Raw genomic sequence first — 10,461 nt, forward strand, 5'->3', positions numbered from 1 at the left:
GAAAATCAGGCGAGGCTGAACGCGATGCCGTCGAGAATGTCGTGCTCGGAAGCGATCACGGTGTCATGGCCGGAGCGTTCCATGATCGTACGGAGGATGAGGGCCCCGCCGACGATCACGTCGGCCCGGCCGGGGTGCATCACGGGCAGGGCCCGGCGCTGCTCGACGGTCATGCCCAGCAGCTCGGCGGTCACCCGGGCCACGTCGTTCAGGCTCACCTCGGCGTGGTGGATGCGCGTGGAATCGTACGTGGGAAGGCTCTTCGCCAGGGCCGTGATGGTGGTGACCGTGCCCGCCAGGCCGACCAGCGTCTTCGCCTCGCGCCCGGGGACCGCGGTCAGGGCGATGTCGACCGCCGCCGTGACGTCGCGCCCGGTGTTGTGGATCTCGGCCGGGCTCGGCGGGTCGCTGTGCAGGTGCCGCTCGGTCATCCGCACGCAGCCGATGTCCATCGAGATCGCGTGGTCGACCGTGTCCGAGCCGGTGACGAACTCGGTCGAGCCGCCGCCGATGTCGACGACCAGGCAGGGGCGTTCGGCGGTGAGGCCGGCGACGGCGCCCGTGAAGGAGAGCCGGGCCTCCTCGTTGCCGCTGATCACCTCGGGGTCGACACCGAGCACGCCGCGGACCATGTCGCGGAACTCCTGCGCGTTCTCGGCGTCGCGGGAGGCCGACGTCGCGCACATCCGCACCCGGGTGACGCCCAGTTCGGCGATCTCGGCGGCATAACCCAGCAGAGCTTTCCGCGTACGGGATATGGCCCCGTCGGACAGTCGCCCGGTGCGGTCGACGCCCTCGCCGAGGCGCACGATCTCCATGCGGCGGGCGACGTCGGTCAGCTTGCCGTCCGCCTCGACATCGGCGATGAGCAGGCGGATCGAGTTCGTCCCGCAGTCGATTCCGGCGACCCTCACAGGTGCAGCAGCATTCTCGTGTTTCCCAACGTGTTGGGCTTGACCCGTTCCAGGTCGAGGAATTCGGCGACACCCTCGTCGTACGAGCGCAGCAGTTGCTCGTAGACCGCGTGCGGCACGGGCGCGCCGTCGATCTCGGTGAACCCGAACGAGCCGAAGAACCGGGTCTCGAACGTGAGGCAGAAGACGCGGGCCACGCCCAGTTCGCGGGCGGCGTCGATCAGGCGTCCGACGATCTTGTGACCGATCTTCTGGCCCCGGAAGGCGGGATCGACCGCGACCGTACGGATCTCGGCCAGGTCTTCCCACATCACATGCAGGGCGCCGCAACCGTAGACGCGGTCGCGGTCGTCGACGGCGACCCAGAACTCCTGGACCGACTCGAACAGCGTGACCGTCGCCTTGCTCAGCAGCCGGCGGTCGGAGGTGTACTGGTCGACCAGGTCACGGATCGCCCGGACGTCCTTGGTGCGCGCGCGGCGGATCTCCACGGTCTACTCAGCCTTCGGTACGCATGGGCCCTCGGTCCACCACGGCTCGACGGCGTCGCGGACCTCGTCCCCGAAAGGATTCACGCCACGGCCCACAGCGAGCGCGTGCCCGAGGTGGACATGCAGACACTTCACCCGATCGGGCATGCCGCCGGCGGCCACGTGCGCGATCTCGGGCACGTCCTCGATCGCCTTGCGCCGGGTCACGTAGTCCTCGGCGGCGAGCTTGTAGCGCGTGGCCAGCTCGGGATCGGTCGACAGGCGGTCCTGCATGTCGCGCATGACCCCGGCCGACTCCAGGCGGCTGCAGGCGGCGGTCGCGTGCGGGCAGGTCAGGTAGTAGAGCGTCGGGAACGGGGTGCCGTCGTCGAGGCGGGGGGCCGTCTCGACCACGTCGGGGTTGCCGCAGGGGCAGCGGTGCGCGACGGCACGGGTGCCCCGGGGGCGACGGCCTAGCTGGGCTTCGACGGCATCAAGATCTGCTTCGGATGGTTCTGGCATTTCAGTTCGGGGACTCCGCGTCGGCGGCTCGGACGCTGCTCCACAGCGTGTCGTACCAGCGGTCGGGTGCGGCCGCCGGGGCTTTCTGGCCGGCTTCGGCGGCGGCGCCGGCCGGGTCGTTGGTGACCAGCAGCGGGGTCTCCCCGGGCCGGACCCAGAACAGTTTCTCGCGCGCCATGGCCCGCAGGAACTCGGGGTCCTTCCACTTCTGAAGCTCCTGCGACTTCTGGTTGATCAGATCGCGCTGCGCGGCCTTCTCGGCCTCGAGCTGCGCGATCTGGGACTCCTGGGCCAGATAGACCCGCAGCGGGTAGGTGTAGGCCAGGGCCAGCGCCACGAAGACGATGATCAGGACCATCGCGCGGCCGGTCAGTGCTCGCGGCCGGGGGGCGACGGTGCGCTTGGTGGCGCCCCGGCCTGCGTTTCCCGTACGGCGTGAGGACGTGGGACGGCTCGTCGCGGTCCTCGTGGTGTATCTCGTCGGGCTGGCGCCGCCGCGGCCCCGGCCGGCACTGCTCTTGCTCGCGCCGGCCTTGCCCGCGCTGTCGTTGCTCGCGCCGCTCTTGCCCGCGCTGCCCTTGGATCCGTCGTCCCGGCCGGCGCTACCACTTCCCGATTTCCGGACATTTCCGGTATTTCGGACAGGTCCAGTGGTGCGAGTGCGCGACGGCCCGGGGCGGCGGGACGGACCCTGACCGCTCGGTGATCGTCGCTGTGTCGTCACCCCAACCCCTCCGTCACGTGTTGTGGCGCCTGCGGGAAACCTATGCCCGTTTCCGCGGGCGCCACAACTCCATGATCTAGCGGGCGCTCGTCACGCCGTGCGGTAACGCGGGAAAGCGCCCGCACCGGCGTACCGGGCCGCGCCCTCCAGCTGCTCCTCGATGCGCAGGAGCTGGTTGTACTTGGCGACGCGGTCGGACCGGGCCGGCGCACCGGTCTTGATCTGGCCGCTGCCCACCGCGACGGCCAGGTCGGCGATCGTGGTGTCCTCGGTCTCGCCCGAGCGGTGGCTCATCATCGTCTTGAAGCCGGCCCGGTGGGCCAGGTCGACGGCGTCGAGCGTCTCGGTCAGCGAGCCGATCTGGTTCACCTTCACCAGCACGGCGTTGGCCGCGTTCTCGGCGATGCCCCGGCCGATGCGGGTCGGGTTGGTGACGAACAGGTCGTCGCCCACGATCTGGATCTTGTCGCCGAGCTCGGCCGTCATCGCGCTCCAGCCGGCCCAGTCCTCCTCGGACAGCGGGTCCTCGATCGAGACGATCGGGTAGTCGGCGGCCAGCTTGGCGTAGTACGCGATCATCTCGTCGGTCGACTTCGGGTTGCCCTCGAAGACGTACGACCCGTCCTTGTGGAACTCGGTCGCCGCAACGTCCATGGCCAGCACGATGTCGCTGCCCAGCGAGAAGCCGGCAGCCTGCACGGCCTCGGCGATCAGGTCGAGGGCGCTGGCGTTGGACGGCAGGCTCGGGGCGAAGCCGCCCTCGTCGCCCAGGCCGGTCGACAGGCCCTTCTTCTTCAGCACCGACTTGAGCGCGTGGTAGACCTCGGCGCCGGTGCGCAGGGCCTCGCGGAAGGTCGGGGCGCCGATCGGCGCGATCATGAACTCCTGCACGTCGACGTTCGAGTCGGCGTGGGCGCCACCGTTGAGGATGTTCATCATCGGCACCGGCAGGACGGCCGCGTTGGGGCCGCCGACGTAGCGGAACAGCGGCAGCTCGGCGGAGAGCGCGGCGGCCTTGGCGACCGCCAGCGAGACGCCGAGGATCGCGTTCGCGCCCAGCTCCGACTTGTCGGCCGTGCCGTCCAGGTCGAGCATCTTCTGGTCGATGAGGCGCTGCTCGCTGGCCTCGTAGCCGACGAGCTCGTCGGCGATCTTGTCTTCGACGTTCGAGACCGCCTTCTCGACGCCCTTGCCCAGGTAGCGGCCCTTGTCGCCGTCCCGCAGCTCGATCGCCTCGAACGCTCCCGTGGAGGCGCCCGAGGGCACCGCCGCGCGGCCTACCGTGCCGTCGTCAAGCCCGACCTCGACCTCGACGGTCGGGTTGCCCCGGGAGTCCAGGATCTCGCGGGCGACGATCGCTTCGATGGTGGCCATGTGTCGTGTCGCTCCTTCATTCAGGCTGCCTTTGGCTGCCGTTCACACCGACCGCGACCCTGCGGCCGACCACGGCACTGAGCGTATCGAGCCCTCCCGGCGTACGTACGGTTGCCCTTGGGTTTTGGCTCAGGTCCCGCCCCGGTTTACCGATCACCCGGTCACTATGAGCACACCTACGCTTCCCGCCGGCGGGTCGTTCATCGAGATGACCGCGTTCGGCGAAACGCAGTCCGGAGTCCGTGTCGTGCAGGCCGAAGGCACGGCTGTCACGCTCTCGCTCGCGCTGGCCGACGTGCCCCCGGCCGGAACGACGGTGACGCTGCGCTGGGCCACGGCGCCGCGCGGCCGGTACGCCTCGCTCGCCAACGTCACCTCGGTCGACGGCAACCGGGTCGAGCTCCAGCTCGCGGGCGACCTCTCGCTCGAGCAGACCCGCGATTTCGTACGGGGTGGAGGCGGCGAGCCGATCGTGCTGATGCTGCCATCGCAGCCGGTGGCCCAGGGGTTCGTCCGCGACCTCAGCGAACGCGCCGTGCGGGCCCAGTTCACCGACGTCGAGGTGCAGCCCGGCGACGACGTCACCCTGCGCGTGCAGGTCGGTGACGATGTGGTCGAGTTCGGCGCCCAGGCCGTCAAGGTGAGCTCGATGCGCCAGCAGATCCCCCACCGCGGCCCGCTGATCGTCGAGATGGTGGCGGTTTTCACGGGTGACGACGAGCACCAGGCCCGCGTGGTCCGGCGCTACATCATGCACGAGCAGCTGATGGCCCGGGCACGGAGTGCATCGGCGCAGTAACTGGTTTGCCTGAGGTTGCGCGCATGGGTCAAGGTGTCAGTCGTGCCCACTGTTACGCGCCTTACCGCCGCCGCCGTCAGCGCGGTGTGCCTGGCGCTGTTCGGTGCGGCCGGCTGCGGCGAGACCGGCGAGGCGAGCGCGGCCCCGCTGAGCCGCGACGACCTGATCACCGAGACGGCCACCCAGCTGGCGGCCGGCGCGGCGCTCGCCTACTCGGCGAAATACCAGATCGCCGGCGGCGACACGGCCATGGTGAACCGGGCGCAGCGCCCGTTGCGGGCCGAATGGGTCTATCCCGGCGGCCGCCTCATCGTGACGAGCACGGTGACGATCACCTGCCGCCAGTCGAAGTGCGAGTCGACCGCCGCCGATCCGGCGGCCGCGGCCACGCTCGACGAGGGCCCGCTGGTCTCGGCCGAGGCCGTCCAGGCGATGCTGGCGACGGCGGCGCTCGACCCCACGGTCGAGACCGCCCAGCACGACACGACCATCGCCGGCCGGCACGCCACCTGCCTGACGCTGAGCGGCGTCGACGGCACGCCGGCGCGCTCGTTCGACCTGTGCGTGACCAACGAGGGTGTGCTGGCCAGCTTCACGGCCACCGTCGACGGCACGCGCATCGACCAGGCCCTCACGTCCTACCGCGAAGACCTGCCGGACGACGCGTTCCTGATCCCGCCCGGCGCCGAATTGATCGACAAGTCCACCAAGTAGCCGCTCCCGCATTTCCACGCGTTCCTCTCCCGAGCTTCCGCGTGCTCACCTCTCCCGCTCTTCCGCGCTCACCTCTCCCGCTCCTCCGCGCGCTCACTTCTCCTGCTTTCGCCGCGCTCACCTCTCCTGCTCTCGCCGCGCTCACCTCTTCCGCGCTCTCGTGAACCTTTCGCGGCCTTCGCCCGACTGAACGGGGAGCGAGACACGGGTTGCGGCGCGATCTGTGGGTCGCTCGACTGTCCCGGCGAGTTGATCGGCGGGAGGGTGTGTGGGCGACGAGCTGCTGGCGGTCCTGTGCGTGCTGGGCGTGGCGGCCGTGCTGATGCTCGTGTCGGCGCTGCGGACGAGGGCCGCCCTCCGGCGCCGCAAGGCCGAGCTGGGTGGGTAGGCTCGCGCCCCATGTCGTACTCCCCCGTGCCCGAGCTCAACCTCCTCAAGGCGTTCCAGGATGAGAACGGCTTCGGCGAGTACGCCGACGGGTTCGGCCTCACCGACTACGACGACAAGTCGGGCCTGTCCGCGGGCTGGTCCGACGACAACGACTTCCTGGCCGGCCTGATCCCGTTCGCCACAGCCACCGGCGGCGGCTCGTTCTATGCCCTCTGGCGCGTGGACGACCGCGCCGACCTGGCCACTTTGCCGGTAGTCGTCTTCGGCGACGAGGGCGGCCAGCACGTGGTGGCCCGCGACCTGCCGGACCTGTTCCGCCTGCTCACCTTCGACGCCGAGCCGATGATCGACTGGGACGAGGTCACGTTCTACCGCGCCGCCGACCACGAACACCGCCCCGCCCACGCCGCCTACGTGACCTGGCTCGGCACCCAGTTCGGCCTCGCCCCGACCGACGACCCCGACACCATCGTCAGCAAGGCCCGAGGCGAATTCGGCCCCCGGTTCACCGAGTGGGCCGACCGCTACCTCCCCGGCTGAGAGACCCAGCCCAACCCGTGAGCGGCGATCTGTTCGCTCAGCGGCCGCGGTGGAGCGCGACGCCCGCGAGGGTCCGGAGCGCGGTCGAAGAGGTCTGCGGTGCGCGGGCGGTCAAGGTCCGTGACGTCAGCGGAGGGATGTCGCCGGGCCCGGCCGCGATTCTGGCGCTCGCGAACGGACGGCGCGTCTTCGTCAAGGCGGTCTCCGCGAGCGCCGGCGCCCAGTCCCACCGGTTCTACCGGCGCGAGGTGGTGGCCCTGGAAGCCATGCCCGCCGCGGCGCCCACCCCGAGGCTGATCGGTTCGGTCGAGGTGGGCGACTGGTGCGCGCTGGTGATGACCGTCGCCGAGGGATCAGTGGCCGGGCCGCCCTGGACCGCCGACGGTGTCCGACTGGTCGAGCAGGCCTGCGAACAAATCGCGAAGCTGAGAGCGCCCACGGCCGTGCCCCGCATCGGAGAGCTGCTGACCGACCTCGACGGCTGGCGGCGTCTCCGTCCCGATCAGCTCGACGCCTGGGAACGCGACCACGTGAAGGAACTGGCCGACCTGGCGGACGGCTGGCCGGAGTGGACGGCGGGTCCGGCGCTGGTGCATCAGGACGTCCGGGCCGACAACGCGGTCATAGACATAGCGGGCGGTCGGGCCGTGCTCGTCGACTGGAGTTTCGGCTGCGCCGGGGCCGCTTGGCTCGACCGGGCCCGCTTGGCCGCCGACATCGTGGGAACAGGACACCACGACGGTCCCGCGGCCGCGCTCGAAGCCGCCCGCAATGTCCTCGCCGGTCTACCGCCGGGTGCGATCCGCTTCGTGGCCGCGCTCGCCGGCATGTGGCGCTACCGCTCAACCTTGCCCGAGCCGCCCGGCCTCCCCACTTTGCGCACCTGGCAGCGAACACGGGCCCTCCGCGTACGGCATTTGCTCCACCGGCCCTGAGGCCGCGCTCAACCCATGCACAGCGCCACCGCGTGCACGGCACCACCTCCGCCGCCCGGGTAGGACGCCCCCGCACACGCACGGCGCCACCGCGCGCACGGCACCACGCCACCGCCCCCCGCACGACGCCACCGCGCACGCACGGCACGACGCACGCACGGCACGACGCCACCGCGCACGTGTGGCTCAGCGCCGCCGGTGGTGGGTGGCGGTGGCTAGACGCCCAGCAGGGTGCGCAAGTGGCGAGGCGGTGGGGAACCGTGGGCCAGCATGGCGTCGTGCCAGGCCTTGGGAGTGGCGCCGAACGGGCGGGCGGCGGCGATGGCGGCCACCTCGGTGTAGCCGACGAAGTAGGTCGAGAGCTGTGTGGACGTCAGCAGCGCGCGGCGCCACTTGCCGGCGGCCTCGCCCTCCTCCTGGAAGCCGGCGCCGGTCATCAGGGCCATCGCGTCGGACTCCGGCATGTCTTCGCAGTGGACCAGCTGGTCGATGATGGCGTTGAGGCTCATGCGCAGCTGCATCTTCAGCTGCTGGAGGCGGACCGGCAGGCCGCCGAAGCCCAGGTCGGCCATGGCCTCTTCGGCGTAGACGGCCCAGCCCTCGACGAACGGGCCCGACCAGCCCAGCGCCCGCACCCGGGTCGCGGCGCGGAAACGGCGTGAGTGGGCGATCTGGAGGAAGTGGCCGGGCATGGCCTCGTGGACGGTCAGGTCGCGCAGCATGTGGTCGTTGTATTCGCGGTAGAACGACTCGACCCGCTCGGCCGGCCAGTCGGACGGGGTCGGCGAGATGCAGTAGAACGTCGGCACCTCGGCCGTCTCGAGCGGGCCGGGCGGGTCGCAATAGGCCACGGCGACGCCCCGGGCGAACTCCGGCATCTCCTCGATGACGCACGGGTCGTCGAGGAGGGTGACGATGTCGTGCTTGCGGACGAACTCGGTCGCCTCCTCCATCGTCACCTTGGCCAGGCCGACGATGGTGTCGTTGGCGGGGTGCTGCGCGCCGAGGCTGCCGAGGGCCTGGCGGACGGTCTCGTCGGTGGCCGGGCCGCCGGTCAGCTCGGCCGCCGCCTCACGCAGGCGCTGACCGACGAGTTCGAGGTTGGCCCGCGCGCGCGACAACACTTCGGCCGCGGGCAGCTCGGTGTCGAGCGTGTGCCAGAGGCGGGCCTCCCACAAGCGGCGGCCGAGGCGCGGGTCGCGGCCGGGCTCACCGCTGTCGACCAGGCCGCGCAGCCAGCCGTCGAACTCTTCCAGGGCCTTCAACGCGGCCGCCGACGACGACTCGACCGCGGGGCGCATGCCCGGCGCTTGGTCGAGCAGGGCCGGGATCTCGTCGCGGATGAGCGCGGCCGTGCCCGCGAACTGACCGATCGCCGTCTCGGCGTGGATGCGGGGCACGTCGCGCAGCACCGCGCGGGCCGTGGCCAGCGCGTCGGGGATGGCCGCGAGCCGGCCGCCCAGGCTGGCCAGACGTTCCTCGGCCGGGGCGAACTGGCGCGAGATCAGCGCGTGGAGCAGCGGGCCGGGGTTGTGCTCGAGCGGGTTCCACTCGTGTTCGCGGACGTCGCCCAGCTCGAACAGGCCCCGCTCGGCCATGGCGCTGAGCATCGCGTGGTCGACCTGGTCTTCGGGGTCGAGCCCGTCGGCGTCGACGCCGGAGAGCGCGTCGGTCGCGTCGCGCAGCATGGCGATCTGGGCCTCGACGGCGCCGGGTGACAGGTCGGGCAGGCGGTCGTCGAAGCGGTGGTCGCCCGAATAGGTGGCCAGCCCCGGGCTGCTCTCGAGCAGGGCGTCGACGATGCGCTCGGCGAGCGGTACGAATTCGGGCATGCCGTGAAACCTACTCGGCCCCACCGACATTTTTCCGCTCCGCCGCCCGTACGGTCTCCGCGTAGTTGAGCGCCGCACGGCGAAGTGCCTGCTCGGCGTCCTCCCCCGCGACGCGCGCCTCGGCCACGGTCCGCAGCAGCCGCTCACCCAGATCAGAACCCTCCGGCACCCGTACGTCGAGTCCGGCCCGATCCGTACGTTGGAGGATCTTGGCGGCCAGGGCGAGAGCGGGCTGGCTGAGCGCGATGCCGTCGAGCACCGAGTCGCGGGTCTTCTCGGCCTTCTTGATCTGGTCCCAGTTCCGGGTGATCTCCTCGATGTCGGCGACCTCGACCCCGGCGAAGACGTGCGGGTTGCGCCGCACCATCTTGTCGACCAGTCCCCCGGCGACGTCGTCGACGTTCCAGGCCTCGTCCTCGGGTAGCTCTTCGGCGAGCCGCGCGTGCAGCACGATCTGCAGCAGCACGTCGCCCAGTTCCTCGCGCAGGGCGTCGGTGTCGTCCGACTCGATCGCGTCGTACGCCTCGTAGCTCTCCTCGAGCAGATAGGGCGCGAGCGTGCGGTGGGTCTGGGTCCGCTTCCAGGGGTCGCCGCCCGGGGACACGAGCCGGTCCATGACCGCGACCGCGTCGAGCAGCCGGGCGCCCGGCGGGTCCCACGACCCGTACATCAGCTCGAGCTCGGCCAGCCCCGGCTCGCGGGCCAGCCGGAGCCCGAGGCTGCGCGCGAACGCCTCGTCCCCCGCCGGCCCGCCGAGCCAGACAACCGCGCTCTCGCCGGCTCCCGGTCCCGATGCGGTGTTCAGCTCGGCGATCAGCCGCTCCGGGTCGGGCTCGATGACTGTGACCGGCACCCCGCTCTTGCGCAGCGCCTCGGCCTGCGCGCTCTCACCGGCGGCGAAGACCGGGTGGGCCCGCAGAACGTCCCAGGCCGCGGCCGTGAGCAGCCCGGCCGGCAGGCGAGGGGAGGTGACGAGCAGAAAGATCCGTGCGGTCATGCCCGCAACTGTGCCACCCCGGGCTACGGCCCCGGACAGGCGCCGGGCAGGTGATCATGACGCGCGTGGTCATCAGGTGCGCCGTGATCATGACGTGCGTGATCTTGACGTGCGCGGGGAGCAGCCACCACCTCCCCCACCCGCCTCCGGTTCAAGGGGTCGTCGCAACACCTGAGTTCAACGAGGGGTTGTCAGGTGTTCGAGGGTTCTGGTGCGGGCTGGGTCAATGGGTTGGGCAAGGCTGAACAGC

At 71.0% G+C, this 10,461-nt stretch carries 11 protein-coding genes; 4 read left to right on the plus strand and 7 right to left on the minus strand.

Translation table 11 applies throughout. The features are described from left to right. Positions 1–5: 5 nt before the first annotated feature. The 5 genes from JIG36_RS49215 to eno all read right to left on the minus strand — a co-directional run bounded on the left by JIG36_RS49215 (position 6) and on the right by eno (position 4,004). Positions 6–914: a Ppx/GppA phosphatase family protein gene (locus JIG36_RS49215; protein WP_203383847.1), complete on the minus strand. Its 909-nt coding sequence runs from the start codon at positions 912–914 to the stop codon at positions 6–8. Next, positions 911–1,405, minus strand: a complete 495-nt coding sequence (locus JIG36_RS49220) for an amino-acid N-acetyltransferase (protein ID WP_203383848.1) — start codon at positions 1,403–1,405, stop codon at positions 911–913. The genes JIG36_RS49215 and JIG36_RS49220 overlap by 4 nt, the downstream gene beginning before the upstream one ends. A gap of 3 nt (positions 1,406–1,408) precedes the next feature. Continuing rightward, a complete protein-coding gene (locus JIG36_RS49225) occupies positions 1,409–1,906 on the minus strand; it encodes a DUF501 domain-containing protein (protein WP_203383849.1) in 498 nt (165 codons plus the stop codon). 1 nt (position 1,907) lies between these two features. Then, the gene (locus tag JIG36_RS52970) at positions 1,908–2,264 is read right to left on the minus strand and encodes an FtsB family cell division protein (RefSeq protein WP_236049978.1); all 357 of its coding nucleotides are present in this window, start codon (positions 2,262–2,264) and stop codon (positions 1,908–1,910) included. A 456-nt stretch (positions 2,265–2,720) separates the two neighbouring features. After that, the gene (gene eno / locus JIG36_RS49235; RefSeq protein WP_203383851.1) at positions 2,721–4,004 is read right to left on the minus strand and encodes a phosphopyruvate hydratase; all 1,284 of its coding nucleotides are present in this window, start codon (positions 4,002–4,004) and stop codon (positions 2,721–2,723) included. Between the two features lie 166 nt (positions 4,005–4,170). Between eno and JIG36_RS49240 the strand changes: the two genes are divergently transcribed. The 4 genes from JIG36_RS49240 (at position 4,171) to JIG36_RS49255 (ending at position 7,382) form a co-directional block, all read left to right on the plus strand. Beyond that, the gene (locus JIG36_RS49240; protein WP_203383852.1) at positions 4,171–4,803 is read left to right on the plus strand and encodes a hypothetical protein; all 633 of its coding nucleotides are present in this window, start codon (positions 4,171–4,173) and stop codon (positions 4,801–4,803) included. A gap of 42 nt (positions 4,804–4,845) precedes the next feature. After that, entirely contained in the window at positions 4,846–5,517 is a 672-nt protein-coding gene (locus JIG36_RS49245) for a hypothetical protein (RefSeq protein WP_203383853.1), read from the plus strand. Positions 5,518–5,916: 399 nt separating this feature from the next. Continuing rightward, entirely contained in the window at positions 5,917–6,447 is a 531-nt protein-coding gene (locus JIG36_RS49250) for a hypothetical protein (RefSeq protein ID WP_203383854.1), read from the plus strand. A 17-nt stretch (positions 6,448–6,464) separates the two neighbouring features. Next, positions 6,465–7,382 (plus strand): phosphotransferase family protein, encoded by a 918-nt coding sequence (locus tag JIG36_RS49255; protein ID WP_203383855.1) that lies wholly within the window; start codon positions 6,465–6,467, stop codon positions 7,380–7,382. A 215-nt stretch (positions 7,383–7,597) separates the two neighbouring features. Here JIG36_RS49255 and JIG36_RS49260 read toward each other — a convergent pair whose 3' ends face one another. Both JIG36_RS49260 and JIG36_RS49265 read right to left on the minus strand, forming a co-directional pair. Then, positions 7,598–9,214: a DUF885 domain-containing protein gene (locus tag JIG36_RS49260; protein ID WP_203383856.1), complete on the minus strand. Its 1,617-nt coding sequence runs from the start codon at positions 9,212–9,214 to the stop codon at positions 7,598–7,600. 10 nt (positions 9,215–9,224) lie between these two features. After that, positions 9,225–10,211, minus strand: coding sequence for a nucleoside triphosphate pyrophosphohydrolase (locus JIG36_RS49265; protein ID WP_203383857.1), 987 nt, complete (start codon positions 10,209–10,211; stop codon positions 9,225–9,227). Positions 10,212–10,461 lie beyond the last annotated feature (250 nt).

The sequence above is a fragment of the Paractinoplanes ovalisporus genome (genome assembly GCF_016834655.1).
Taxonomy (GTDB): Bacteria; Actinomycetota; Actinomycetes; order Mycobacteriales; family Micromonosporaceae; genus Actinoplanes; species Actinoplanes ovalisporus.

Coding starts and splice junctions, on each gene's coding strand:
- JIG36_RS49240 (WP_203383852.1), top strand. CDS start 4,171: ATGAGCACACCTACGCTTCCCGCCGGCGGGTCGTTCATCGAGATGACC.
- JIG36_RS52970 (WP_236049978.1), bottom strand. CDS start 2,264: ATGGTCCTGATCATCGTCTTCGTGGCGCTGGCCCTGGCCTACACCTAC.
- JIG36_RS49250 (WP_203383854.1), top strand. CDS start 5,917: ATGTCGTACTCCCCCGTGCCCGAGCTCAACCTCCTCAAGGCGTTCCAG.
- JIG36_RS49265 (WP_203383857.1), bottom strand. CDS start 10,211: ATGACCGCACGGATCTTTCTGCTCGTCACCTCCCCTCGCCTGCCGGCC.
- JIG36_RS49225 (WP_203383849.1), bottom strand. CDS start 1,906: ATGCCAGAACCATCCGAAGCAGATCTTGATGCCGTCGAAGCCCAGCTA.
- JIG36_RS49260 (WP_203383856.1), bottom strand. CDS start 9,214: ATGCCCGAATTCGTACCGCTCGCCGAGCGCATCGTCGACGCCCTGCTC.
- eno (WP_203383851.1), bottom strand. CDS start 4,004: ATGGCCACCATCGAAGCGATCGTCGCCCGCGAGATCCTGGACTCCCGG.